At 34.0% G+C, this 26,173-nt stretch carries 22 protein-coding genes; 15 read left to right on the top strand and 7 right to left on the bottom strand.

Annotated features, from left to right (window positions below; all coding sequences use genetic code 11):
- Positions 1 to 22 precede the first annotated feature (22 nt).
- Together HM992_RS00360 and HM992_RS00355 are read left to right on the top strand one after the other, a co-directional pair.
- Entirely contained in the window at positions 23 to 1,810 is a 1,788-nt protein-coding gene (locus tag HM992_RS00360) for a peptide MFS transporter (RefSeq protein ID WP_179318085.1), read from the top strand.
- An 85-nt stretch (positions 1,811 to 1,895) separates the two neighbouring features.
- Entirely contained in the window at positions 1,896 to 2,450 is a 555-nt protein-coding gene (locus tag HM992_RS00355; RefSeq protein WP_179321000.1) for a thioredoxin family protein, read from the top strand.
- A gap of 6 nt (positions 2,451 to 2,456) precedes the next feature.
- Here HM992_RS00355 and HM992_RS00350 read toward each other — a convergent pair whose 3' ends face one another.
- From HM992_RS00350 to surE, 5 genes are all read right to left on the bottom strand, one after another.
- Entirely contained in the window at positions 2,457 to 4,487 is a 2,031-nt protein-coding gene (locus tag HM992_RS00350) for a ComEC/Rec2 family competence protein (RefSeq protein WP_179318084.1), read from the bottom strand.
- Between the two features lie 32 nt (positions 4,488 to 4,519).
- Positions 4,520 to 5,029, bottom strand: a complete 510-nt coding sequence (locus HM992_RS00345; RefSeq protein WP_179318083.1) for a C40 family peptidase — start codon at positions 5,027 to 5,029, stop codon at positions 4,520 to 4,522.
- Between the two features lie 456 nt (positions 5,030 to 5,485).
- On the bottom strand, positions 5,486 to 6,601 hold the full coding sequence (gene lpxB / locus HM992_RS00340) for a lipid-A-disaccharide synthase (RefSeq protein WP_178983415.1): 1,116 nt from the start codon (positions 6,599 to 6,601) through the stop codon (positions 5,486 to 5,488).
- Position 6,602: 1 nt separating this feature from the next.
- Entirely contained in the window at positions 6,603 to 6,887 is a 285-nt protein-coding gene (locus tag HM992_RS00335) for a hypothetical protein (RefSeq protein WP_179318082.1), read from the bottom strand.
- Positions 6,888 to 6,916: 29 nt separating this feature from the next.
- Positions 6,917 to 7,690, bottom strand: a complete 774-nt coding sequence (gene surE / locus HM992_RS00330) for a 5'/3'-nucleotidase SurE (protein ID WP_178983417.1) — start codon at positions 7,688 to 7,690, stop codon at positions 6,917 to 6,919.
- 357 nt (positions 7,691 to 8,047) lie between these two features.
- Here surE and HM992_RS00325 point away from each other — a divergent pair, with 357 nt between their 5' ends.
- Together HM992_RS00325 and HM992_RS00320 are read left to right on the top strand one after the other, a co-directional pair.
- Positions 8,048 to 10,183, top strand: a complete 2,136-nt coding sequence (locus tag HM992_RS00325) for a carboxy terminal-processing peptidase (RefSeq protein ID WP_179318081.1) — start codon at positions 8,048 to 8,050, stop codon at positions 10,181 to 10,183.
- A 138-nt stretch (positions 10,184 to 10,321) separates the two neighbouring features.
- Entirely contained in the window at positions 10,322 to 11,416 is a 1,095-nt protein-coding gene (locus HM992_RS00320; protein ID WP_179318080.1) for an ABC transporter permease, read from the top strand.
- A 400-nt stretch (positions 11,417 to 11,816) separates the two neighbouring features.
- Here the strand turns inward: HM992_RS00320 and yihA are convergent, their stop codons facing one another.
- Both yihA and HM992_RS00310 read right to left on the bottom strand, forming a co-directional pair.
- On the bottom strand, positions 11,817 to 12,434 hold the full coding sequence (yihA, locus tag HM992_RS00315; RefSeq protein ID WP_179318079.1) for a ribosome biogenesis GTP-binding protein YihA/YsxC: 618 nt from the start codon (positions 12,432 to 12,434) through the stop codon (positions 11,817 to 11,819).
- Positions 12,435 to 12,619: 185 nt separating this feature from the next.
- Positions 12,620 to 13,384, bottom strand: a complete 765-nt coding sequence (locus HM992_RS00310; protein WP_179318078.1) for an alpha/beta fold hydrolase — start codon at positions 13,382 to 13,384, stop codon at positions 12,620 to 12,622.
- A gap of 286 nt (positions 13,385 to 13,670) precedes the next feature.
- Here HM992_RS00310 and mraZ point away from each other — a divergent pair, with 286 nt between their 5' ends.
- The 11 genes from mraZ to HM992_RS00255 all read left to right on the top strand — a co-directional run bounded on the left by mraZ (position 13,671) and on the right by HM992_RS00255 (position 26,173).
- The gene (mraZ, locus tag HM992_RS00305) at positions 13,671 to 14,141 is read left to right on the top strand and encodes a division/cell wall cluster transcriptional repressor MraZ (RefSeq protein WP_179318077.1); all 471 of its coding nucleotides are present in this window, start codon (positions 13,671 to 13,673) and stop codon (positions 14,139 to 14,141) included.
- Entirely contained in the window at positions 14,128 to 15,024 is an 897-nt protein-coding gene (gene rsmH, locus HM992_RS00300; protein ID WP_179318076.1) for a 16S rRNA (cytosine(1402)-N(4))-methyltransferase RsmH, read from the top strand. Before mraZ ends, rsmH begins: the two co-directional genes overlap by 14 nt.
- 118 nt (positions 15,025 to 15,142) lie before the next feature.
- On the top strand, positions 15,143 to 15,469 hold the full coding sequence (locus HM992_RS00295; RefSeq protein WP_178983424.1) for an FtsL-like putative cell division protein: 327 nt from the start codon (positions 15,143 to 15,145) through the stop codon (positions 15,467 to 15,469).
- Positions 15,470 to 15,526: 57 nt separating this feature from the next.
- Complete coding sequence (locus HM992_RS00290) at positions 15,527 to 17,485, top strand: penicillin-binding protein (protein WP_179320999.1); 1,959 nt, start codon at positions 15,527 to 15,529, stop codon at positions 17,483 to 17,485.
- A complete protein-coding gene (locus HM992_RS00285; protein ID WP_179318075.1) occupies positions 17,482 to 18,945 on the top strand; it encodes a UDP-N-acetylmuramoyl-L-alanyl-D-glutamate--2,6-diaminopimelate ligase in 1,464 nt (487 codons plus the stop codon). Before HM992_RS00290 ends, HM992_RS00285 begins: the two co-directional genes overlap by 4 nt.
- 13 nt (positions 18,946 to 18,958) lie before the next feature.
- A complete protein-coding gene (gene mraY, locus HM992_RS00280) occupies positions 18,959 to 20,200 on the top strand; it encodes a phospho-N-acetylmuramoyl-pentapeptide-transferase (RefSeq protein ID WP_178983426.1) in 1,242 nt (413 codons plus the stop codon).
- A 96-nt stretch (positions 20,201 to 20,296) separates the two neighbouring features.
- Positions 20,297 to 21,628, top strand: a complete 1,332-nt coding sequence (murD, locus tag HM992_RS00275) for a UDP-N-acetylmuramoyl-L-alanine--D-glutamate ligase (RefSeq protein ID WP_179318074.1) — start codon at positions 20,297 to 20,299, stop codon at positions 21,626 to 21,628.
- 84 nt (positions 21,629 to 21,712) lie between these two features.
- Complete coding sequence (locus tag HM992_RS00270) at positions 21,713 to 22,900, top strand: FtsW/RodA/SpoVE family cell cycle protein (protein ID WP_178983428.1); 1,188 nt, start codon at positions 21,713 to 21,715, stop codon at positions 22,898 to 22,900.
- Between the two features lie 108 nt (positions 22,901 to 23,008).
- Positions 23,009 to 24,115 carry an undecaprenyldiphospho-muramoylpentapeptide beta-N-acetylglucosaminyltransferase gene (gene murG, locus HM992_RS00265; RefSeq protein ID WP_179318073.1) on the top strand — a complete coding sequence of 369 codons (1,107 nt, stop codon included), beginning with the start codon at positions 23,009 to 23,011 and terminating at the stop codon, positions 24,113 to 24,115.
- On the top strand, positions 24,112 to 25,464 hold the full coding sequence (murC, locus tag HM992_RS00260) for a UDP-N-acetylmuramate--L-alanine ligase (protein WP_179318072.1): 1,353 nt from the start codon (positions 24,112 to 24,114) through the stop codon (positions 25,462 to 25,464). Before murG ends, murC begins: the two co-directional genes overlap by 4 nt.
- Entirely contained in the window at positions 25,451 to 26,173 is a 723-nt protein-coding gene (locus HM992_RS00255; RefSeq protein WP_179318071.1) for a cell division protein FtsQ/DivIB, read from the top strand. Before murC ends, HM992_RS00255 begins: the two co-directional genes overlap by 14 nt.

The raw sequence follows: 26,173 nt of genomic DNA, 5'->3' as shown, positions 1-26,173 counted from the left end.
ACTTATTTACACCCTTTGAGTAATGAAGACTGATATTGAAAATCTATTTAAAGACACGGTTCTTGGGCATCCCGTAGGATTGTTTATTCTGTTTTTTACAGAAATGTGGGAGCGCTTTTCATTCTACGGGATGCGTATCCTTCTCATATTGTTTTTAACAGCTCCAATGATGAGTGATAATCCAGGATGGGATTGGCCACGTGAGCATGCGCTTTCATTAATTGGTACCTATGCTTCACTTTTATATTTGACACCAATTTTAGGAGGTTGGATTGCCGATAAATGGACAGGATATCGTATTGCTGTAGTAATTGGTTGTGTTATCATGACCCTTGGTCACGCTGCAATGGCACTAGAAACAACGGCTTCATTTTACTTAGGTTTAGCATTGTTAGTTATTGGAACAGGTTTTTTTAAGCCAAATATTACATCTATAATTTCAGAGATGTACAAAACGAGAGAGTCTAAAAAAGACGGAGCTTACACTATTTTTTATATGGGTGTAAACGCAGGTGCTTTTTTCGGAATGATGCTTTGTGGTTATTTAGCTGAAAATTATGGTTGGTCATACGGATTTGGACTTGCTGGCATATTTATGTTCCTAGGAATGCTTCAGTTTTTATTAGCTCATAAAATATTTGGTAAAGTTGGGGCAGCACCTTCAAAGCAGATTGATGTTGTATTACATGATGGTGAAGATACTTCTGATCCAGAAGTGATTAAAGAAGAAGTTGAAGCCGCTTCAAAGTTGAACCCATTTACAACCTTAGATAAAATACTAATTGTACTTTCTTCTGTAGGTGGACTGATTTACCTTTTTAATGATCCATTAGAGAAAATTGGAGGCACTACAATGTTACCATTTGAAGTTATGGGAATGAGTGGTTCAAATTTTGTAGTTCTTGCGGCTTTAGTGCTTTTCTTAGTATTGTTAATTGGACGTATATCACGTTATATCCCTATTGTTAGAGATCGTTTAGTTGCGGTTTCTATTTTTGCGCTTTTTACGGTATTCTTTTTTGCATTCTTTGAGCAGTCTTTAGGTTCTATGACATTATTTGCTAGTGATTATACCAATAGAGATTTAGTTGGGAATACAGCGACTATTTTTAAAATCGTTGATGGCTTATTAACAACGATTCCGTTAATAATCATAACCTATGTCATCTTCTTAATATTTAAAAAGACATTTACTAAAATTGGAGCATCAAACATTATGTTAGCCATTGCCTTTGTTGGTGTTTGGATATTAGTGGTTTACCGTATTTATGACAAATCATTTTCTGAAGATTTAAAAGTTGATGCAACTTGGTTCGGAATCTTAAATTCGTTTTTTATTATAACGCTAGCTCCATTGTTTTCAAAATGGTGGGAGAGTAAATACAACCCGAGTGCAGCGATGAAGTATGCTATAGGATTAGTGCTGCTAGGTTTAGGATTCGCAATCTTGGCTTATGGTGCATCAGATATTCCATCTGGCGCAAAAACAGCATCTGTAAGTATGATATTCTTAATATTGGCATACTTATTTCATACTATGGGTGAACTATGTTTATCTCCTTTAGGATTGTCCTATTTGAGTAAATTAGTACCCGCTCGAATGATTGGTTTTATGTTTGGTGTATGGTATTTGGCAATTGCTGTCGGACAGAAAGTAGCAAACACTATGGGTGGGATGATTGATAAAATTTCAGAAGAATATTCCTTAGGAGTTTTCTTCCTAATCTTTGCAGTGATTCCGATTGCTGTAGGTTTAGTTTCCGTAGTTCTAAACCCATTATTGAAAAAATTAATGCACGGAGTGCGCTAAGCAAATCGTTAAAAATATCTAAAATGCTCCTGTTTAGGAGCATTTTTTGTAAGTTCGGCTTATTATTTGCAACAAATCGAATATGATGATAAAAAAAATAACCTTAGGATTAATAGCTGTTTTTGCATTTACAATAACAGCAGTAGCACAAGAGATTAATTGGGTAACCATGGAGCAGGCTTTAGAGCTTCAGAAAAAGGAACCTAAAAAAATATTCATGGACGTTTATACCAATTGGTGTGGTCCTTGCAAAATGTTAGATAAGAACACTTTTGCTAATGCAGATGTCGCAGCTTATGTTAATGAGCATTATTATGCTGTGAAATTTAATGCTGAAGGTAATGATGAAGTGACTTACAAAGATCAGACATTTAAAAACCCTAATTACGATGCTACTAAAGCAAATAGAAGGAATAGTTCACACGAGTTTTCGGGGTATTTACAAGTTAGAGCATATCCAACCATGGTGTTTTTTGATGAAGAAGGAAACCTTATTTCTCCAATCACTGGATATTTAAAACCACAGCAATTAGAGTTGTATTTAAAGATATTTCATACTGATAAGTATAAGGAAATGACAACGCAAGAACAGTTTAATGAATATTTCAAATCATTTGAGCCATCGTTTAAAGAATCATAAATCTTATTATTTTATTATAAAAGCTCCCTTTTCATTCGTTTGATGGAAAGGGATTTTTTTGTGCCTACATGTTTCCTTCCATCGTTTTAAGTACGATTTGTAGTTGCTTGCATCTGCAATGATAAATTGAGGTTTTAAGCTATCGATAGCGCGATTGAGATTTAGTCTAGGAGAATTTCGTAATAAAATATAGTTGAGTTGAAATGTTATTCCTTTATAAACAGCTAAACTATCAACAACTAAAAGCGTTTTGCTTTTGTACTTATAAATGGAATGAAGACTGTCGCTATTATGGATTGTAATGGCTTCTCCAATTTTGTAATTATTGATGGCATAATCAGATTTCAATTTCGCAGAATCCAAATTGTGTGATATCGTTAATTGTTGATTTTCTTTGAGTCCAATCATTGTATATCTGCTTTTATTGAATATAATAAATTGGTGATTTTGAGATTGATGTTTATTATAAAAGGTAACACCTTGAAGGCTAATTACAGCCATTAAGCTCATTACTGTCCATCTAAAATTTCGAAATTTATAAGTCTGTACTAATGTAATTATTATCCAATAAGAAGTAATAACTTGAAGTAAGGTAAACGGAATATCTCTAAGTAGGAAACTTTCAAATTGAGCGACCCAAGCAATAAACCCATTTAAACTATCAATAATGAAGCTATAGATTACTACTAAGAAATCGGGCAATTGATTCAATAATGCTAAAGCAATAACTAACATCCCAAAACCTAGAATCAATCCTAAAAATGGAATTACGACAAGATTCGAAATAAAAAACAATCCAGGAAACTGATGAAAATAAAATAAACTAATCGGAACAATTCCAGCTTGAGCAGCCAACGTAACTGTGAAAATTTGCCAAGGTTGATCTATAATCCAATACTTGGGTTTCCATAGTTTGTAAATAATAGGTTGAATACTTACAATCCCCAAAACAGCCAAATAACTCATCTGAAATCCAACAGCAAATAAAAAGGTAGGCTTAATTAATAATATCAAAAAAGCAGAAATCACTAAAGTATTATAAATATTGGTGCGTCGTTTAAGATGCATTGCAATAGTAATAACACTAAACATGGTCACAGCTCGTGTTACAGAAGGTGATAAACCTGCAATAACTGCAAAACTCCACAATATACAAACTAAAATAAACGGTTTAATAAAATGACCATATTTAAGATAGAGTAAAGGTTTAAAAATAAAATTAAGAATTATTAGAATAATACCAACATGCAATCCTGAAACTGCTAATATGTGAATAGTCCCGGAGTTAACATAGTTACTGTAAACAGTTTTATCAATCGTTTGTCGTTGGCCAAGCAATAGTGCATTCATAATGCTCAACGCATCGTTTTTAAAACCTGCTTCAATAAGTTTTCTGTTAATTTGAGTTCTTAATGCATCGGCATAGCCATAAATAGTAGATTTAGAATCTGAAAGTTGTAAGATGTTCGCAGAATTTAAGTAAACCTGATGATATACCTGATCTAATTCTAAATATTTACTATAATCAAACTGATAAGGGTTTAATGGTTTTTGAATCACTTTTAGTTCCGATGACGTGACTAATAAATCGTCAACATTAAAACGTTTCGAAATACTATCACGTTTAACATTAATCAGTAGATTTCCAATAGCTTCTTCGTTATTAAATGATTTTATAACTGCAATATACTTGTCATTATAAGTGTCTGGTTTGAGTCGTTCTTCAATTTGAAAAACTATTGAGTTATTACTATCTGAAGGTTTTAGATGTGTATAATGATGTGATCTTAATTTTTCATTTTGAATAGTGTAAGAAGTAATACCAACTCCTACCATGCATAGATAAGCTAAGGCTCCGAAAAAAGGAGACCGATTAATTCTAGATTTTATTATGAAATAATAAATGCCGAGTAAAATAACTAGACCAATAGTGACAAATAAAACAACATGAAAATCTAGCTTTAGGTAATGAGCCAAAAGAATACCAATAACCAAAAAAATGGTCAGTTTTATAATGGTGAAATTTAGTAACTTCATGATTGTGAGTTACTAAGATAAGTAAAATGTAATTATAACACGCGTCGAGCTTGTACAAAAGAAAAGTACCAATACTTTTCTGCAATAGAAGAAATCATAACACCTTTGCTACTTGAGGCGTGTAAAAACTCAACATTACCAGTCCTTACATTGGTGACAATACCAACATGATTGACGTTTCGGCTGTTTTTGTTTGTGGCAAAAAATACCAAATCACCAACGTTAACTTCTTTTAAATCCACCCATTCTCCAGTACCTTTAAGTCCAGATGTGGTTCTAGGTAAATCGACATCATATTTTTTATAACTCGTGTATATTAAGCCAGAACAGTCCATGCCGCTTTTAGTGGTGCCGCCATACTTATAGCGTGTACCGTCAAAAGTTTTCGCATATTTTACGATGTTTTCCGCTTCGGGAGTAGGTTTTGCAGTCGTATTTACTTTTACAGTATGTGTCTGTCTGCTTTTGTTAGATGCTGTTTTTTTTGATTTGCAGCTAATAATAAATAAGGTCAATAATAAGAAGGGGAGTAAACGTTTCATTTTAATTTTTAGTCGAAGTAGTTACTTTAAAGTCGAAAATAATAAAAAAAGATGATGAATTTTTATAAATTTATAGAATCATGAAAATTATAACACTTTATTCGGATGTTGATGACTTTATTATAACGTGTATTGTTGGACTAACAGCTTTAATGTTTATCGTAAATTGAGTTTATCCCAAAATAAAAGAGCAAAGGAAGAAAGCGCTGATGCATTTTTCAAATTTACAAGGTGATCAAAGCATTAATGTAAATGAGTATGCTTTAAATTTCAATCTTGATATAAAAGCAGATAAACCAGTTGGGGGAATCTCCAAAATGATTTTAGTTGTTTTCTCGATAGCAATAATTGTAATGCCTCTACATGAATTTGTAGTGACTTTAAGACCAATTGGGTTTTTTCAAGGTTGGACTTGTTTTCCTTTTTAAGAATTGCTTTATGAAATTCGACTTTTATTTAAGTCTTTTTGATTGCATTAACAATCAACTTAGCCGTATTCTCACTAGCTCCACGACCACCTAATATTTTCTCTAATTCATAATAATCTAAAAAGAGTTGCTCTCGCTTTTTGGTGTCTAAAATGGCTGTTAATTCGTTTTTAAGTCGCTTTTTATTTAAATCTCCTTGAATCAGTTCCGTAACAACTTCGCGATCCATAATTAAATTCACTAACGAAATATATTTCAAAGTTATAATACGCTTAGCAATTTGATAAGAAATAGCATTAGCTTTATAGCAAACGACTTGTGGGACTTTAAATAACGCCGTTTCTAAAGTAGCAGTACCTGAGGTGACTAATGCAGCAGTAGAAATACTCAACAAATCATAAGTTTTATTGGAAATAAATTTGATATTTTTCTTTTTAATAAACGGTTTGTAAAATTCAAATTCTTGACTCGGAGCTCCAGCGATAACGAACTGGTAGTCTTTAAAATCATCAACCAAACTTAGCATTACTCCAAGCATTTTGGTTATTTCCTGCTTTCTACTTCCAGGTAATAAAGCGATAATAGGTTGCTCACTAAGTTGATGTTCGTTTCTAAAAATAGTACCGTCAACTTGAGGTCTATTCGCAATAGCATCAATTAGTGGATGTCCAACAAAATTAACATCGTAATCGTATTTTTTATAGAACGCTTTTTCAAACGGAAGGATGCAATACATGGCATCAACATCTTGCTTTATTTTTTCAACTCTACTAGCTCGCGATGCCCAAACTTGTGGTGAAATATAATAGTGTGTTTTATAATTGAGTGCTTTTGCCCATTTGGCAATTCTTAGATTGAAACCAGAATTATCAATAAAAATAATAACATCTGGCTGAAATTTTTCAATATCCGATTTACAGAACTTTATTTGGCCTAAAACTTTCCTGAGGTTAAGGATAACTTCAGCAAAACCCATGAATTGACGTTCCTTATAATGCATTACCAATTCTCCACCAACACTCTGCATAAGGTCGCCTCCCCAAAATCTAATGTTGGCCTGTTCGTCTTGTTTAAACAGTGCTTTCATGAGATTGGAACCATGCAAATCGCCTGAGGCTTCACCAGCAATGATATAGTATTTCATTTTAATTCATAAATTTAATAACCAAAGTTGTAATGAGTATGAGAATTGTAGAAATTAAAACGCCTTTCGCTCTGTGGTCTTTGTTTTTTTTTAGGAAAAGGAAAAACGCTCCTAAGTTTAAAAGTGCACCGATACTCATCAATTTTGTAAAGAAACCATCGGCAATGGCTTGGTTAATCACAACTCCCCAGTCATCGGATTTTCCAAAAATCTGAAGTGCAAAAATAAATCCAAAAATTGCAGATACAATGCCTACTGTAAAACCTATTAAAATTTCTTTTTTCATATACTGTTGTTTCTGAGTGTTGTAGTTGTTTAGTTGTTTAATTTCCAAGTGTTCAAATTCTGTATGGCATGGTGTGCCGTTAAATCAAAATGCACAGGTACTACAGAAACATAGCCGTGTTCTAAAGCCCATTCATCAGTATCTTCACCATTATCCATGTTTACAAATTTACCACTCAACCAATAATAGTCGCGTCCCATTGGATTGGTGCGCTTGTCAAATTCTTCTTTCCAATTGGCTCGGGCTTGTCGGCAAACTTTAATACCTTTTATAGCCTTTTTTTCAAGGTTTGGAATATTCACATTTAGAACAACACCATCGGGTAATCCATTCGCTAGCACTTGTCTCGTAATGGTTTCAACGAAAGATTTACAATGTTCAAAATTAGCATTCCAATTATAATCTAATAACGAAAACCCAATAGCAGGAATACTTTCAATACCAGCCTCTAAGGCTGCACTCATAGTGCCTGAATAAATAACATTTATAGATGAGTTGGACCCATGATTAATACCTGAAACACAAATATCTGGTCGTCTGCCTAAAATTTCATTAACGGCTAGTTTTACACAATCAGCAGGAGTTCCAGAACAACTATATTCAGGTTGTTTGCCATCTATAGTTACCTTCTCCATATGTAAAGTAGAATTGATGGTAATAGCATGTCCCATGGCACTTTGTGGACTATCTGGCGCTACTACCACCACATCTCCAATGAGGTTCATTACAGAGATTAAAGTTCTTAACCCAGGAGCTGTGATGCCATCATCATTAGTCACTAAAATTAAAGGGCGTTCAGACATTTTGTATAAAAGTTTAATGAGTTGTAAAAATACTAAAAAAGGTTTCGATTTATAAGTAAACGACGCTTTAACAAAAAAATAGGCTATCTATTTTTTATGGCACGGTTTTTTCTTCTATTTTAGTGAAAAATTGAGAACCTACTTAATCATTTAATAAAGAAAAAAGATAAAAGAAAAATGAACCGAGCCATAGACGACCCTTCAGTTGAAGAATCAGTTTGAATGGCGAACACATTTTTACCAAATTAAAACATTAAAAAAAGAAAAATGAACCGAGCCATAGACGACCCTTCAGTTGAAGAATTAGTTTGAATGGCGAACACATTTTTACCAAATTAAAACAATAAAAAAAGAAAAATGAAAGGGAAATATAAATTTTTGCTACTCGCCTTATTGATAGCATTCGCCTCATGCAGTTTTACAACTAAAAAATTTGAAGATCCAGATAAGGATAAATTGCTCATTCAATTGATTACGTATCTTTTAGATCAAGGTCATTTTGAGCCAAAGGATATTAATGATGATTTTTCTGCACAAGTATTTGAAGACTATTTGAATAATGTTGATCAGTTTAAAAGATTTTTTTACGAATCAGATATCAAAGAGTTTGAAGCTTATAAAGATAAAATAGATGATCAAATTAAGGCCTACGATGTCGCATTCTTCAATCTTACACACCAACGTTTATTACAACGTATTGCTGAAGCAAAGGTCATATATACTGATATTTTAGAAAAGCCTTTCGATTTCACAGAACAAGAAGACTATGTTGCGGATTACGAAAATCTAACTTATGTAAAGAATAAGCGTGAAATGAAAGAGCGTTGGAGACAACAACTTAAGTTTTCTACCATTGCTAATTATGATGAAATAATCACGCAGCAAGATTCGGATACAGATAAATTAATATCTGAAAAACACAAATCAAATAAGGAAATTGAAGCTGAAGCACGATTAGCAACAAAAGAATCCATTGATGTACTTTATGATTATATTGATGACAGAACTCGTAATGATTGGTTTTCTGTTTATATAAATGCGATTGTAGAAGGATTTGATCCGCATACATTCTATTTTGCTCCGGAAGATAAGGAGCGTTTTGATAGAGATATTTCAGGAAAGTTCGAAGGTATTGGTGCGCGTTTACAGAAAAAAGTGGACGGTATCATGGTTGATGAAGTTATTAGTGGTGGACCAGCTTGGAGAGCAGACGAGTTAGAAGTTGGTGATCAGATACTTAAAGTGAGACAGCAAGATGAAAAAGAATCAATCAATGTTGTTGGTATGCGCTTAGCTGATGCTATTAAATTTATAAAAGGTCCAAAAGGAACTGTGGTGACACTAACCTTGAAAAAAGTAGATGGAACTATTCAAGATATCTCTATTACAAGAGATGTTGTTGAGTTAGAGGAAACTTACGCAAAATCGTCAATTGTTGAGAAGGATGGAAAAACTTTTGGAATTATTAACTTACCTAAGTTCTATATCAGTTTTGAAGATTATAATGAACGTAATGCAGCTTCAGATATCAAACAAGAAATTTTAAGATTGAAAGAAGAAGGTGTTGAAGGTTTGGTAATGGATTTAAGAAATAATGGAGGTGGTTCTTTACAAACTGTGGTAGATATTGCAGGTTTATTTATTGAAGATGGACCAGTAGTACAAGTGAAAACAACAGGTGAAGCTAAAGAGGTGCTTTCGGATAAAGACAAAGCTATTGTTTGGGACGGCCCTTTAGTAATATTGGTAAATGAATTATCTGCTTCAGCGTCTGAAATTTTAGCGGCTGCGATGCAAGATTATAAGCGAGGTATCGTTATCGGTAGTAAGCAGACTTACGGTAAAGGAACAGTGCAAACGGTTATGGATTTAAACCGAATGATTAAAAATAATACTAACGGCGATATGGGAGCTTTAAAGTTTACCACTCAGAAGTTTTATAGAATTAATGGAGGTTCAACACAATTAGAAGGTGTAAAGAGTGATGTTGTTGTTCCGGACCGTTACAGCTATATTGATATTGGAGAAAAAAATCTTGAAAACCCATTAGCATGGGATAAAATTGACGCCGCTGATTATGAAGTTTGGGGTAATTATTTCGATTATGATACCACAATAAGTAAAAGTAAAGCAAGAATGGCTGGTAACGAGCAGTTAAAACTTATTGAAGCCAATGCACAATGGGTGAAGACCATAAGAGACCGTGAATCATATTCATTAAACTATGATACCTATAAAAAGGAAATGCAGGTAAACGAGGAAGAAGCAAAGCGTTTTGCTAAGCTGTCTGAATATCAAACGGATTTAACATTTACATCGTTGCCTTATGAGATGAAACTAATGGATCAGGATTCTGTTTTAATGGAAAAACGTAATCGCTGGCATGAGGCTTTAGCCAAAGATGTTTATGTAGAAGAAGCTATTAATGTGCTTCATGATTTAAAGATGACGTATGCTATAAAAAATAAAGTTGCAGAGTCTGTGAAGAATTAAGCGAGTAAATCGTAAATGGTTTAATGCCTTTGTATCAGTCCTAAAATGTTTTAATTATATGGATTGTCCCCTTGAGGGGACTTTAGGGGTGTTTTACCTACTTAAACATATAATAATGGTACAATACTAAAGCTCAATATGTCTAAAGAAAATAATTCATTATCAAGCTTAGCGCTTCAAAAGTTTAAAAAAAACTTTTGGGGCGTTTTTAGTATGGGCATCATTACCTGTATTGGCTTAATGTCTATTTTTGCTTATGTGTTTGCGCCAGATGCTTCAAAAAACGCGAATCAGATGCATTTATCTATTCATTCAAAATCGCCTGGTTTTGAAGTTTTAATGCTAACGATTCCATCTGGGATTGTATCGGAAGAAAATTTCTTTTCAAAATTATTCTTCGGAAAAAATAATACAGATACTGAGATTCCCATTCAATCTTATGATGTAAATAATGGAATTTTAACCTATGTAGAATACGCTTCAGATGGCTTGCAAGGCCAAGAAAAGCAAATTGTTGTATCTCGATTTCCAAACTCAAATTATGAACGTTATATAGAGAGTAGAGGATTTGTTTTTGGTACAGATAAGTACGGTAGAGATTATTTAAGCCGCATTTTAATTGGTTCAAGGATTTCCTTCTTTATTGGTTTTGTTGCCGTTTTTATTTCATTAATTGTCGGGCTTTTAATGGGAAGCTTAGCTGGGTATTATGGAGGGAAAATAGATGCCTTTATCATGTGGATTATAAATATCACATGGTCCATTCCAACCTTATTATTAGTTATTGCTATTACACTGGCTTTAGGAAAAGGCTTCTGGCAAGTGTTTATTGCGGTCGGTTTAACCATGTGGGTAGAAGTAGCAAGAGTGGTGAGAGGGCAGATCATCAGTGCTAAAGAAATGCAGTACGTTACAGCTGCAAGAGCTTTGGGTTATAATGATTATAGAATCATCACAAAACATATATTACCCAATATTTTTGGACCTTTAATCGTCATTTCTGCAGCAAATTTTGCAGCTGCTATTTTAATAGAAAGCGGACTGAGTTTTCTGGGTATTGGCGCCCAACCACCAATGGCAAGTTGGGGAGCGATGATAAAAGATCATTATAACTATATTATTTTAGGAAAACCATATTTAGCCTTAATACCAGGATTTTGTATTATGCTATTGGTAATGGCGTTTATGTTAGTTGGTAACGCCTTACGGGATGCTTTGGATGTGAAGACATAGGTTTTTTTAATACATATTTAATAAGATGAAATATTATTTTTTCTTTTTAGTACTGACCTTATCCCTTTCTCTAAATGCGCAAATTACCTAAGGCAATTGGTTGGTTGGTGGTAGTGGTGAGTACACAAACCAAACTTATCATTTTAATGATGGTACCAGTTTTAAAAGAGAATTTATAACAATTAAGCCAAATGTTGGCGATTTTTTGAAAGATATGTTTGCGTTGGGTGCAGCATTGAGATTTGAAAAATTAGACGATTTTTATATATATGGTATTGGTATATTCTCTAGATATTATTTTTTGGAAACAGATAAATTTAAAGCTGTAATTGGCTTCCAAATTCATTTAGAAAAATGATGTTTTTTAAAGGTTATATGTCTAATTATTTGTAGCTCAATTTTAGTTGCTGTTTCTTAGCTGCTCAATCTCTTCATTGGTTGCTCCAATAAAGTTAAGTACGTCATCTTTTCCAATACTCTTTGACGATGAGGTTACAAAATGAGGTGGTAGTTCTTCCCAGAATTTAAGTAATTCTTGGCAGTATTCATTTACGTGGCGCTCAATAGCCTGAGGTTTTAATTTGTCTGCCTTTGTGAATATGATGCCAAACGGAATTTCCCCTTCACCTAAATACTGCATAAACTCTAAATCAACAGGTTGAGGTTTGTGTCTAATGTCTATGAGGACAAATGCTGAAACAAGCTGTTGTCGTTGTTCAAAATAATTAGTAATAAACTTTTGAAATTTTTGCTTAGACGATTTTGAAACACGTGCGTAGCCATAGCCAGGTAAATCTACCAAATACCAATTATCATTAATTATAAAATGATTAATTAACTGCGTTTTTCCTGGTCGTCCAGAAGTTTTTGCAAGACTTTTACGATCGGTAAGCATGTTGATTAATGACGACTTCCCTACATTACTTCTTCCAATAAAGGCGTATTCTGGTATGGCGTTCTTAGGGCATTTTGCCACATCGGAATTACTCACTACAAATTCAGCTGATTTTATTTTCATCTTCAGTTCCCGTAAAAACGGCAATCTTATTTAATTAAACTTATATTTTTGTGAAGTAAAAAAGAGGGTTTTTTTAAAAAGACAAATGCTAATAATATTCTTTAAAGTATATATTTTGTGTCTCTGCGCCTTGGCGTGATATTTTTACTTCCTGCTTTAACTTTTCAGTCTCTAAGCTTTTTCACCTAAAACCCACGCTTCTCAAGCCATCCCATCAAAATAGTATTAAATTCTTCAGGATGTTCCATCATGGCTGCATGGCCACATTTATCAATCCAATACAACTCAGAATCTGGTAATAATTCATGAAACTCTTCAGCAACTTCTGGTGGAGTAACATTATCATTTTTTCCCCAAATAATACATATTGGAGTGGTCATGTTAGGTAAATCTTTTGCCATGTTGTGTCTAATGGCACTTTTGGCAATCGCTAACGTTTTTATAAGTTTATTACGGTCATTAACCGTTTCATAGACTTCATCAACAATTTCTTTCGTTGCTACCGCAGGATCGTAAAACACTTCTTGTGCCTTCTTTTTCATCACTTCGTAATCACTGCGTTTGGTGTAACCACCTCCCATGGCGCTTTCGTAAAGTCCTGAGCTTCCTGTGATTATAAGCGCTTTTATTTTTTTAGGATATAATTTTGTGTGGTATAATCCTATATGTCCACCAAGAGAATTTCCTAGTAAAATAACATCTTCTAAACCTTTAAACTCAATAAAGTCTCTAAGGTAATTCGCAAAGCTCTTGACGTTAGTTTTAAGTAACGACATACTGTAAATAGGAAGTTCTGGAATAATAACCTTATAGCCTTTAGAGCTAAAATATTTAGTGACTCCGTCAAAGTTACTGAGGCCACCCATTAAACCATGCAACACAATAATTGGTGTGCCTTCGCCTACTTCAATATATCTATAATCCTTTTCTTTTTTTAAAAGGTGTGCCATGTGCAAGTTCGTGCTTATGTGTTAGAAACAAATATAACTAAATCCTTTAGAATATAAATAATATGCAATAAATATCGATTTTTTTTATTTGAAGGATCTTGCATAAGTTGATGTTAATAATTCCCACTTAGAAAATCGTAGGTGAAAAGTGGAATTCATTGGTGTTGTAAAAAATTGAAGTGATTTCAAACTAAAACTTATCAACAAATGTGGTAGAATGTGGTAAAAAGTGGTTAAATTTTCAATATCTTTGATTCTTAATCGTTAAAGTGGTAAACGAAACCTTTTGAATTCATTTATAGGAACATACGAATGTAAAGCTGATGCCAAAGGAAGGCTAATGATACCTGCTGTGCTTAAAAAGCAGTTGTCATCAGCTTTGCAAGAGGGGTTTGTTTTGAAGCGCGCTGTATTTCAGCCGTGTTTAGAATTGTATCCAATGTCCGAATGGAACAAAATGATGGAGAAAATAAACAAGCTTAACCGCTTTAAGAAAAAGAATAATGATTTTATAAGACGTTTTACAGCTGGAGTTAAAATTGTGGAGGTGGATAGTGCTGGTCGCTTATTGATCCCGAAGGATTTAATCAGTTTTTCTGGTATAACTAAAGAAGTGGTTTTGGCGTCTGCTGTTAATATTCTTGAAATTTGGGATAAAGATAAATACGAACAAGCTATTGATGATGCGGCTTCAGATTTTGCTGATTTGGCCGAAGAGGTAATGGGACAAGACGATGACAACGATGGATTATCATAATGCAGTATTACTTAAAGAAACCGTAGATGGTTTAGCAATTAAACCAGATGGTGTCTATGTAGATGTCACTTTTGGTGGAGGAGGTCATAGCCGTGAAATTTTATCAAGATTAGGGCCTAACGGAAAACTATATGCTTTTGATCAAGATAAAGATGCTTTAGCAAATACTATTGATGATGATCGCTTTGTGTTAATCAATGAAAATTTCCGATTCGTAAAACGCTTCTTGAGATTTTATGGAGCCAAAGAAGTTGATGGTGTTTTAGCGGACTTTGGAGTATCGTCACATCAATTTGATGTTGCAGAACGCGGTTTTTCTACCCGTTTTGAAGCGGATTTAGATATGCGAATGAATCAAGATAGTAAATTGTCTGCTTTTGAAGTTGTCAATAGTTATAGTGAAGAGCAATTAAGAGCTGTTTTGTTTCAGTATGGTGAATTGCGAAATGCGCCTGCAATGGCAAGGGTGATTGTTGAAGAACGAAAAAATGCAGAAATTAAAACTAGCGAACAATTAAAGGCGGTTTTAAAGCAGTTTTTGAATCATCAAAAAGAAAATAAAGTGTTGGCTCAAATTTATCAAGCCATCCGAATTGAGGTCAATCAGGAAATAGAAGTTTTAAAAGAATTACTGCTTCAAATGCCGGAAGTTTTAAAACAAGACGGTCGATTGAGTTTTATATCCTATCATTCTTTAGAAGATAGGTTAGTGAAACGTTTTATTAGAAATGGATTGTTTGAAGGTGAACCAGAACGCGATATGTTCGGAAATTTTGAAGTGCCATTAAAAAAAGTAGGAGGATTAATTATTCCTTCGAAAGAAGAAATAAAAGTAAATAATAGAGCGAGAAGTGCAAAACTTCGAGTTGCTAAAAAGTTATAATTAAAACTGGTCGCTGAGCATTAGTCATTGAGCGAAGTAGAAGTTAATCGGTGGCTGATCTTAGTAGGGGTCATATTCAGCAAAAAAATATAGATTTCTGCTTTCGCAGGAATGAAGGATGAAAAAAAACATATATCACATATTAAGAGGTAAGTTTCTAATCAGTGATGATTCGTTTAAAAATTGGCGCATCATCATTTTTATTTCGTTTCTGGCAATTATAATGATTGCAAGTTCACATAGTGCAGATCAAAAAGTCTATCAAATTGCAAAGTTGACCAATGAAGTAAAAGAGTTTCGTTCAGCATTTGTAGATAAAAGAGGGAAGCTGATGCAGCTAAAAAAAGAATCTTTTGTGGAGGCTGAGATGGAAGAAAAAGGAATTGGGATTTCCTTAAACCCACCAACAAAAATAATAGTAAAATCACAACGACAACAACAGTAAGCTTTGGCAATAACAGAAAAAAACATATTACACAGATTGTACTTCGTAGCAGGCTGCATGTTTGTATTCGCCTTGGCTGTGGTGTTCAAGTTGGTGAGTATTCAGTTTGTTCAAGGTGATGAGTATAGGGCGCTTGCGGAAAAGAGTACGACTAAAGATTTTCCAATTCCTGCAAACCGTGGTAATGTGTATTCTGCTGATGGAAGTTTGTTAGCAACTTCAATTCCTAAGTATGATATTAGAATTGATGCTATACAAGCAAAAGAAGCTACATTCGAAAAATATATTAATGACTTAGCAGATTCGCTTCATGTTTATAAGGGAAAGCCAGCATCTTATTATAAGAATGTCATCCGAAAAGCTAGACAACATAAAAATAGATATTTCCTTTTAGCTCGGAATATTAGTTATTCGGATTATATCCGCATGCGTAATTTTCCTTTGTTAAATCTAGGAGCTATTAAAGGTGGTTTAATTGTAGAGCAAACGACTAGACGTGAGCATCCAATGGGTGGAATTGCAGAGCGTTTTATTGGCTACGAACGTCAAGATAAAGACAGTAATTATACTAGAGCAGGTATTGATGGTGCTTTTGGTGTAAAATATTTACAGGGTAAAAACGGGAAACGTTTAAAGCAAAAAATAGGAAATGGGCAATGGAAGCCCATAGCGGATTTCGACCAAGTTGAACCTCAGGATGGTTACGATGTTTATACGACTATTGATGTCAATATTCAAGATATAGCGCATCATTCCTTACTTAAGCAGTTAGAGATTTACGATGCAGATCATGGTTGTGTGGTGGTGATGGATGTGAAAACAGGTGAGATAAAAGCAATTTCTAACCTTGGAAAAAACAGAAATGGGAAGTATTATGAACGCTTAAATTATGCGGTTGGAGAAAGTCATGAGCCAGGTTCTACATTTAAAGTGATGGCCATGATGGCGGCTTTAGAGGATAAAGTTATTGATACGTCAACAGTTGTAGATACTAAAAAGGGGAGGAAGTCTCTTTATGGTCGTGTAATTACGGATTCTGGTCCTGGTTATGGTGAAATTTCTGCGGCAAGAGCATTAGAGGTATCTTCTAATATAGGCATGGCTACTATTATTGATGAACATTACTCAAAACAGCCAGAGAAATTTTTAAATAGATTGAGTTCTTGGGGGCTCGATAAGCCTCTCGGTTTCAATATTAAAGGAGAAGGGGTGCCAGATATTCCAAAGCCTGGAGCATCTAACTGGAGTAGAAATGCGTTGCCTTCTATGGCTTATGGCTATAATCTTGAAATGACTCCATTGCAAACACTAGCGTTTTATAATGCTATTGCCAATGATGGGGAATTAATTAAGCCGCGTTTTTTAAAATCGGTTAAGTCGTTTGATAAGGATATTGAGGTGTTTAAAAAAGAAGTTCTTGTTGAAAAAATTTGCTCAGATAAAACCTTAAATGAAATTCGAGATATATTAAAGAACGTTGTCATACGTGGTACAGGGCAGCGTATGTATTCAGAAACATTTTCAATGGCTGGTAAGACAGGTACAGCTAGAACGGATTATGCTAATACTGAAAAATGGAATAAAGACAAAAAATATATCTCTTCATTCGCTGGTTATTTTCCAGCGGATAATCCAAAATATTCGTGCATTGTGGTTATTCATAAGCCTAGTACAAAAGTGGGTATTTATGGCTCTGATGTGGCTGGTCCGGTATTCAAAAGAGTTGCTCAAAAAATCTATACAGACACTCCAATTATAGATGAGGTTGAAACATTGAACTTCAATGATAATTTAGTTAACGAGGATTTTGAAAGTTACTATGAAAACGCTCGAAAATATAAAGAGTTAATGCCAAGTGTTGTTGGAATGCCAGCTATGGATGCTATTGCATTGTTGGAAAATTTACAGATTGATGTTAGAGTGAAATTAAACGGAAATGGTACTATAAAAAAACAGTCTGTAGAAAAACATCAAAAATTACAAACGAATCAAACCATTATTTTAGAAGCATCATGATGGTATTAAAAGACATATTATATAAGGTTACTATAAATGCAGTCGTTGGCAGTACTAGTATTACGGTGAGTAAAATCGAATTTGACTCACGTCAAATAAAAGTTAATGATGTTTTTGTGGCTATTTCGGGTACAATTACTGATGGTCATAATTATATTGAAAAAGCAATTAAAGATGGTGCTACTGCTATAATTTGTGAGGCGCTTCCAGAAAATCTCGAAGACGGAATCACTTATGTAGAAGTTGCTAATTCTAATCAGGCCATGGCTTATATGGCAGCTAATTTCTACGGTCACCCTTCCGAGAATCTAAAGCTTGTTGGTGTTACAGGTACTAATGGGAAAACCACAGTGTCTAGTTTGTTGTATCAGTTGTTTAAAAAGGCAGGTTATAAAGTTGGGTTGTTGTCTACCGTGAAAATTATGGTGGATAATACAACATATAAAGCGACTCATACTACGCCAGATTCATTAACGATCAATAGGTATTTGCAATTAATGAATGATGAAGGTGTAGAGTTTTGCTTTATGGAAGTGAGCTCTCATGGTATTCATCAAAGCAGAACAGAAGGCTTAAGGTTTGAAGGCGGAATTTTCACAAATCTATCGCACGACCATTTAGATTATCACGACACGTTTGCTGAATATAGAGATGTTAAGAAGCGGTTTTTTGATCAATTGCCAAAAGACGCCTTTGCGTTAACCAATATAGATGACAAAAATGGCTTGGTGATGTTTCAAAATACAGCAGCCAAAAAATATACGTATGCATTAAAGAATTATGCGGATTATAGATCTCAAATTTTAGAAAATGAATTCAGCGGATTATTATTAAAGTTGAATGAAAGTGAGTTGTGGACGCGATTAATAGGAAGTTTTAACGCTTATAATATTCTTGCTATATATGGAGCCGCTGAATTATTAGGTTTGGGTAAAGTTGAAATTTTAAGGCTTATAAGTGAGCTCGAAAATGTATCTGGGCGCTTTCAATATTTTATTTCACAAGGCAAAATTACAGCTATTATAGATTATGCGCATACGCCAGACGCCTTAAAGAATGTGCTGGAAACCATAAACAATATTAGAACCAAAAATGAAGAACTCATAACGGTTGTAGGTTGTGGTGGAAATAGAGATAAAACCAAGCGACCAAAAATGGCGCATATCGCTTCAGCTTTAAGTACTAAAGTGATTTTGACAAGTGATAACCCGAGAAATGAAGTTCCCGAAACCATTATTGAAGAGATGGAAAAGGGGGTTGAGCCTCAAAATTTTAAAAAAACGTTGTCTATAACCGATAGAAAACAAGCTATTAAAACAGCTTGTCAAATGGCAGGAGAAAATGATATTATTCTTATTGCCGGTAAAGGACATGAAACATATCAAGAGATTAAAGGTGAACGCTTTGATTTTGATGATTATAAAATCGTTCAAGAGTATTTAAAACAATTACAGAAATAAACAACCACCAAGAATGCTGTATTACTTATTCGAATATTTAGAAAAACAGTTCCAGTTTCCAGGAGCGTCACTTTTTGGGTTTATCACCTTTAGAGCGGCTGTGGCTATTATATTGTCATTGTTAATTTCTACAATTTTTGGTAAACGCATTATTCGTTTTCTACAAAAACAACAAGTTGGTGAAACGATTCGTGATTTAGGATTAGAAGGTCAAGTTGAAAAAGCAGGAACACCAACAATGGGTGGGATTATCATAATTCTCGCAACACTTATTCCTGTTTTATTATTGGCGAAGCTTGAAAATATTTACATCATCCTGTTAATTGTGACCACACTTTGGATGGGAACTATTGGGTTTATTGATGATTATATCAAAAAATTCAAAAATGATAAAGACGGTTTAAAAGGGAGATTTAAAGTTCTTGGTCAAGTTGGATTAGGAATTATAGTTGGTGCAACATTGTTTTTTCATAATGATGTAACGATCAAAGAAAAATTACCAATTGCACAGCAAAATGAATTACGTATTGAAAATCCAGATGTGCAAGCAGCAAAATTGTTTAAAGCAGAAGAGAAGTCAACAAAAACGACAATTCCTTTTTTAAAAGATAACGAGTTTGATTATTCCGATTTAATCACATGGATTAGTCCAGGGTTAGAGAAATACACTTGGCTCGTATTTATACTAGTCAGCATTATTATAATTACAGCCGTATCAAATGGTGCAAATCTCACAGATGGCATCGATGGTCTTGCGGCAGGAACATCTGCTATAATTGTATTGACGCTGGGGATTTTTGCATGGGTGTCTAGTAATATTGTGTTTTCAGGGTACTTAGATATTATGTACATCCCAAGAGCGGAAGAAATCACAATTTACATTGCGGCATTTGTTGGAGCATTAATTGGGTTTTTATGGTATAACACCTATCCTGCTCAGGTATTTATGGGAGACACAGGGAGTTTAACTATTGGAGGAATCATTGCGGTGATTGCCATAGCGGTTAGAAAAGAATGGTTGATTCCTATACTCTGTGGTATATTTTTAGCAGAGAATTTATCAGTTATTTTACAAGTTAGTTATTTCAAATACACAAGAAAAAAGTTTGGCGAAGGTCGACGCATATTTAAAATGTCGCCCTTACATCATCATTATCAAAAATCAGGATATCATGAGAGTAAGATAGTTACGCGTTTTTGGATTGTAGGAATCTTACTTGCTATTATAACGATAGTAACCTTGAAAATTAGATAAAATAATTTGTCATTCCTGCGAAAGCAGGAATCCACAATAAGAGTAGTAATAAAGTAGATTCCTGCCTGCGCAGGAATGACAAAAAGGATTAATGAAATGAAAAGACTTGTAATTCTTGGAGGTGGTGAAAGTGGAGTGGGAACAGCGCTTTTAGGAAAAGCAAAAGGATGCGAGGTTTTTGTATCAGACAAAGGAAAGATTAAAGAAAAATATAAAGACGTTCTTTTAAATAATGAAATTGAATTTGAAGATGAACAGCATACAGAATCAAAAATTCTAAATGCAGACATCATCATGAAGAGTCCTGGGATTCCAGATAAAGTAGCTTTGGTGAAACAAATTCGCGATGTGGGAATCAAAATGGTTTCTGAGATTGAATTTGCTTCTAAATTTACGGATGCGACTTTGGTGGCTATTACAGGAAGTAATGGTAAAACCACAACGGCAACGTTGACGCATCATATTTTAAAGCAGGAATTAGATGTTGGGTTAGCGGGAAATATTGGAGATAGTTTCGCAAAGCAAATTTTAGAGAAAAATCATGATAATTATGTATTGGAGATTAGCAGTTTTCAATTAGATGATATTATAGATTTTAAACCAAAAATTGCGGTGTTAACCAATATCACTCCAGACCATTTAGATCGTTACGATTATAAGTTTGAAAACTATATCGCGTCAAAATTTAGAGTGGTAGAAAACCAAACAGAAGATGACTATTTCATATATGATGCCGATGATGAGGTCATTTTAGAGTACATGAAAACGCATCAAATTCAATCAAAAAAATTGCCTTTTTCATTAACAAGAGTTATTGAGCAAGGCGCATATTTAGACAACAATAATATAATAATAACAATAGATAACAATCAAATCATTATGCCAACAAATAATTTAGCATTAGAAGGGAAACACAACGTCAAAAACGCAATGGCGGCTTCTACTGTTGCGCATTTACTCAAAATTAGAAAACAAACGATACGTGAAAGTCTCGAAAATTTTCAAGGTGTTGAGCATCGTTTAGAACATGTCTTAAAAATTAATAAGGTGCAGTATATCAACGACTCAAAAGCAACTAATGTAAATGCAACGTATTTCGCTTTAGAAAGTATGGACGCGCCTACGGTTTGGATTGTTGGTGGAGTCGACAAAGGCAATGAATACAGGGAGTTATTTCCGTTTGTGAACGAAAAAGTTAAGGCTATTATTTGCTTAGGTGTAGATAACGCGAAGCTAATGGAGTCTTTTGGTAATATGGTCGATGTAATTATTGAAACACAATACATGAGTGAAGCTGTAAAGATTGCTTATAAATTAGCTAACGCTGGAGACAATGTGTTGTTGTCACCTGCTTGTGCTAGTTTCGATTTGTTCGAAAATTATGAAGATAGAGGGCGTCAATTTAAAAATGCTGTAAGGAATTTATAGAGTGTTGTCATTCTTGCGAAAGCAAGAATCTACAATAAGATAAACAATTAGACTCCTGCTTTCGCAGGAATGACAAAGCGGAAAATGCAAAACATATTTAAACAAATAAAAGGGGATAAAGCCATTTGGGCAATAGTCGCGCTATTGGCTATATTCTCGTTTATGCCTGTTTATAGTGCTGCAAGTAATCTAGCAAATAGTGGGAATACCAATACGTTTTCTTTTTTTATAAAACATTTTATGCATCTGCTTTTGGGCTTTGTAATTATGTTTGGTGTTCATAAATTGCCTTACAAATATTTTCGTGGCTTGTCTATGATTATGATTCCTATTGTGTTTGTTTTGTTGTTGGTTACAATGCTTCAAGGAACTACAATTGCTGGAGCTAATGCAAGTCGTTGGATTCAGATTCCGATTGTAAATATGTCTTTTCAAACATCAACATTAGCAGCTGTGGTGTTAATGGTTTATGTGGCACGTTACTTATCAAAAATTAAAGATGAAGAGGTTAGTTTTAAAGAGTCGTTATTGCCGCTTTGGATACCAGTTTTTCTAATTTTAATCCTCATATTACCTGCTAATTTTTCTACCACAGCCATCATATTTACAATGATAATGATGTTGGCATTTATTGGTGGTTATCCAATAAAGTATCTTTTAATTATAATCGGAACAGGTTTGTTGGCGCTCACAATGTTTGTTTTGGTGGCAAAAGCATTTCCAGATGCGATGCCAAATAGGGTAGATACTTGGATGAATCGAATTGAGAATTTCTCCAATGGTGAAGATACGGAAGCAGATTATCAAATTGAGAAAGCAAAAATTGCGATTGCGACAGGGATTTCACCTTTAGGTCCGGGAAAAAGTGTTCAAAAGAATTTTTTGCCACAATCGTCATCCGATTTTATTTTTGCGATAATTATTGAAGAATACGGTTTGTATGGAGGTATATTTTTGTTGGTTTTATACATGTGGTTGTTATTTAGAATCATAGTTGTAAGTCATAAGTCAGATACGATATTCGGAAAATTATTGGTGTTAGGTGTTGGATTGCCAATAGTGTTTCAAGCGTTGCTGAATATGGGAGTTGCAGTAGAATTATTTCCTGTTACAGGTCAAACCTTACCTTTAATTAGTAGTGGTGGAACCTCAATTTGGATGACTTGTTTGTCTATAGGAATAATATTAAGTGTAAGTGCAAAACGTGAAGAATTAAAAGAACAAGAAGACGCAGAAGACAATCCGTTAGCTATTTTAAGCGAAGCGATTTAAAAAATATAAAAAGAGATCAGTTTAAAGTGGTTTGAATTGAGTGATCGTCCCCTTGATGGGACTTTAAGGGTGTTAGTAACTAGAATTAAAATATTTGAATTTTAAAGTTTGAAAAATAATAAGCCATATCGATTTATCCTTTCAGGAGGAGGAACAGGAGGACATATTTATCCTGCTGTTGCGATTGCAGACGAATTAAAGTCTCGCCATCCTGATGCTGAATTCTTATTTGTTGGAGCTTCGGATCGCATGGAGATGGATAAAGTGCCACAAGCTGGTTACGAAATTGAAGGTTTATGGATTTCTGGGATTCAACGTAAGTTGACATTAAGAAATTTAGCATTTCCATTGAAGTTAATAAGTAGCTTATTGCGTTCGCGAAAAATTGTAAATACGTTTAAGCCAAATGTAGTGATTGGGACAGGTGGTTTTGCAAGTGGCCCTTTATTGCATGTGGCTTCGTCAAAAGGGGTGCCGAGTTTAATACAGGAGCAGAATTCGTTTCCCGGTATTACAAATAAGTTACTAGCGAAAAAAGTAAACACGATATGTGTGGCTTATGAAGGTTTAGATAAATTCTTTCCGAAAGAAAAAATTAAATTAACAGGAAACCCAATTCGAAAGGATTTATTACAAGTAAAAGATAAACATATTGAAGGTAAAGATGCCTTTGAATTAAAACATAATAAACAAACACTGTTAGTTTTAGGTGGTAGTTTAGGAGCAAGACGTATCAATCAGCTTATAAAAGATAATATTGGGTTTTTTGAAGAGCGAGATGTTCAAGTGGTTTGGCAATGTGGAAAGTTGTATTACGATCAGTATAAGCAATATAATGAATTGAAAAATATTCAAGTTCATGCGTTTTTAAACCATATGGACCTAGCTTATGCAGCAGCAGATGTAATAATCTCTAGGGCAGGAGCTATATCTGTTTCTGAATTGTGTATTGTAGGTAAGCCAGTGATTTTTATTCCGTCGCCAAATGTTGCAGAAGATCATCAAACTAAAAACGCACAGTCAGTTGCAGATAAAAACGCAGCGATTTTAATAAGAGAAAAGGATTTGGATGTTGATTTTCAAACTAAATTTTCAGATCTAATATCTAACGACGAAAAACGAAACGAATTAAGTAAACATATTCTATCCTTGGCATTGGTTAATGCAACTAATGCTATTGTTGATGAAGTTGAAAACTTATTAAATAATAAATGAATTTCAATAACCTAAATAACGTTTATTTTATTGGCATCGGAGGCATCGGAATGAGTGCGATTGCACGCTATTTTGTAGCCAATGGTATGCATGTGGCTGGTTATGATAAAACGCCAACGGACATCACAAATTCGCTTGAAGATTTGGGAGTAGAAATTCATTTTGAAGATAATATTGAAAAAGTTTCTAGCTTATTTTTAAATCCTGAAAATACACTTGTCGTTTATACACCTGCGATTCCAAAGGGACATTCGGAATTCGATTATTTTAAAGCTAATAATTTCAATGTTTTAAAGCGTTCCTCAGTTTTAGGTGAAATCACAAAGCAAACCATTTGTTTGGCGGTTGCTGGAACACATGGTAAAACAACCACAACAAGTATTTTGGGACACTTGTTGAATGAATGCAATGCGCCTGTCACGGCCTTTTTAGGGGGAATTAGTGAAAACTATAATTCCAATTTAATTATAAATGGAACCGATGTGACGGTTGTGGAAGCCGATGAATTTGACCGTTCGTTTTTAACCTTGTCACCAGATTTAGCTTGTATTACTTCGATGGATGCTGATCATTTAGATATTTACGGCAATGCTGAAGAGTTAGTTAAAACCTTCAAGGATTTTTCTGAATGTATTAAACCAAACGGAAAACTATTCGTTAAAAATGGTTTGCCTTTAAAAGGTATTACCTACGGAATTGAAGACGATTCGGATTACTGTGCGCAAAATATTTCAATAGAAAATGGTTGTTATCGTTTTGATGTAAAAACACCAACCGGAATTCAAAAGGATTTCAAATTTAGTCTACCAGGAAGACATAATCTTTCTAATGCAATTATCGCTGTGGCAATGGCTGCGGAATATGGTTGTTCTTACAATGAATTGTCTAAAGCTTTAGAATCGTATAAAGGCGTAAAAAGGCGATTTACATATCAAATTAAAACCGAGGATTTGGTGTTTATCGATGATTATGCACATCATCCTGAGGAAATTAATGCAGTACATCAAGCGGTTAGAGAAATGTATCCTGATAAAAAAGTATTAGCGATTTTTCAACCACATTTATTTAGTAGAACAAAAGATTTTGTAGATGGCTTTGCAGAAAGTCTTTCGAAATTCGATGAAATATTACTTTTAGATATCTATCCTGCAAGAGAATTACCGATGGAAGGAGTAACGTCTAAATGGCTTTTAGAAAAGATTGTAAATTCCAGAAAAAAATTAATTCAAAAATCAGAAATAATCAATGAAATTCAAAAATCCGATGCTCAAATCGTGTTAACAATTGGAGCAGGAGATATTGGAGCTGAAGTTAAACATATAAAAGAAGCATTTTATGTCAAAGATTAATTTCAACTATATAAAAATCATAGGGTTAATGGTTTTGGTGGGCTTTTTGTTTGCGTTTTCAAATCAAAGAAATAAGACACGAAAAGTAAGTGAGCCAAACATCACATTTTTGGGTGAAAACAAATTATTTATTACAGATGTGAATGTTAGTAAATTGTTAATAGTAAATCAAGAACCTGTTTCGCAACAACCCAAAGAAATTATAGATTTGAATAAATTAGAATCTGCCCTGAAATCTAATCCAATGATCAAGCAAGCAGAAGTGTTTATGTCAGTAGACGGTGCACTTTCGGCTGAAATTGAACAAAAAAAACCTATTGCAAGAGTGAACACAAAAGTGTCGTATTATATCGATGACGAAGGTGGATTTATGCCTTTGTCTCATAATTACGCAGCAAGAGTGCCGCTTGTTACTGGAAATATCGATAAAAATAACCTCAAAACAGTCTTTGAATTTGCAAAAGCTGTGGATGAAGATGATTTTTTAAAGAAACATGTCATTGAGATTCGTCAGAACAACGATAACACCATTGATTTTAAAATTAGAAAAAGTAATTTTACGGTTCATTTAGGAACTTTAAAACAACTCGATAAAAAGATAAACAATTTTAAGGCGTTTTACCAAAAGGCTTTTAAAGACCAAATTTTAGATAGCTATGCGTTAGTGAATTTAAAATTTGACAAACAAGTTATTTGCACCAAAAAGTAA

The organism is Winogradskyella helgolandensis (genome assembly GCF_013404085.1).
GTDB lineage: Bacteria > Bacteroidota > Bacteroidia > Flavobacteriales > Flavobacteriaceae > Winogradskyella > Winogradskyella helgolandensis.
Note: the sequence above shows the minus strand (reverse complement) of the source record. Positions and strands in the feature narration are given on the sequence as shown.

Bases quoted from the DNA above. Each gene is read 5' to 3' on its own strand.
- lpxB (WP_178983415.1), bottom strand. From the start codon at position 6,601: ATGAAATACTATATCATTGCTGGTGAAGCCTCAGGCGATTTGCATGGT.
- rsmH (WP_179318076.1), top strand. From the start codon at position 14,128: ATGGATTATCATAATGCAGTATTACTTAAAGAAACCGTAGATGGTTTA.
- HM992_RS00310 (WP_179318078.1), bottom strand. From the start codon at position 13,384: ATGGCACACCTTTTAAAAAAAGAAAAGGATTATAGATATATTGAAGTA.
- HM992_RS00295 (WP_178983424.1), top strand. From the start codon at position 15,143: ATGAAAAAAAACATATATCACATATTAAGAGGTAAGTTTCTAATCAGT.
- HM992_RS00270 (WP_178983428.1), top strand. From the start codon at position 21,713: ATGCAAAACATATTTAAACAAATAAAAGGGGATAAAGCCATTTGGGCA.
- mraY (WP_178983426.1), top strand. From the start codon at position 18,959: ATGCTGTATTACTTATTCGAATATTTAGAAAAACAGTTCCAGTTTCCA.
- HM992_RS00285 (WP_179318075.1), top strand. From the start codon at position 17,482: ATGATGGTATTAAAAGACATATTATATAAGGTTACTATAAATGCAGTC.
- murC (WP_179318072.1), top strand. From the start codon at position 24,112: ATGAATTTCAATAACCTAAATAACGTTTATTTTATTGGCATCGGAGGC.
- yihA (WP_179318079.1), bottom strand. From the start codon at position 12,434: ATGAAAATAAAATCAGCTGAATTTGTAGTGAGTAATTCCGATGTGGCA.
- HM992_RS00335 (WP_179318082.1), bottom strand. From the start codon at position 6,887: ATGAAAAAAGAAATTTTAATAGGTTTTACAGTAGGCATTGTATCTGCA.
- HM992_RS00290 (WP_179320999.1), top strand. From the start codon at position 15,527: ATGTTTGTATTCGCCTTGGCTGTGGTGTTCAAGTTGGTGAGTATTCAG.
- HM992_RS00355 (WP_179321000.1), top strand. From the start codon at position 1,896: ATGATAAAAAAAATAACCTTAGGATTAATAGCTGTTTTTGCATTTACA.
- HM992_RS00345 (WP_179318083.1), bottom strand. From the start codon at position 5,029: ATGAAACGTTTACTCCCCTTCTTATTATTGACCTTATTTATTATTAGC.
- HM992_RS00255 (WP_179318071.1), top strand. From the start codon at position 25,451: ATGTCAAAGATTAATTTCAACTATATAAAAATCATAGGGTTAATGGTT.
- surE (WP_178983417.1), bottom strand. From the start codon at position 7,690: ATGTCTGAACGCCCTTTAATTTTAGTGACTAATGATGATGGCATCACA.
- HM992_RS00350 (WP_179318084.1), bottom strand. From the start codon at position 4,487: ATGAAGTTACTAAATTTCACCATTATAAAACTGACCATTTTTTTGGTT.
- HM992_RS00320 (WP_179318080.1), top strand. From the start codon at position 10,322: ATGTCTAAAGAAAATAATTCATTATCAAGCTTAGCGCTTCAAAAGTTT.
- murD (WP_179318074.1), top strand. From the start codon at position 20,297: ATGAAAAGACTTGTAATTCTTGGAGGTGGTGAAAGTGGAGTGGGAACA.
- HM992_RS00325 (WP_179318081.1), top strand. From the start codon at position 8,048: ATGAAAGGGAAATATAAATTTTTGCTACTCGCCTTATTGATAGCATTC.
- HM992_RS00360 (WP_179318085.1), top strand. From the start codon at position 23: ATGAAGACTGATATTGAAAATCTATTTAAAGACACGGTTCTTGGGCAT.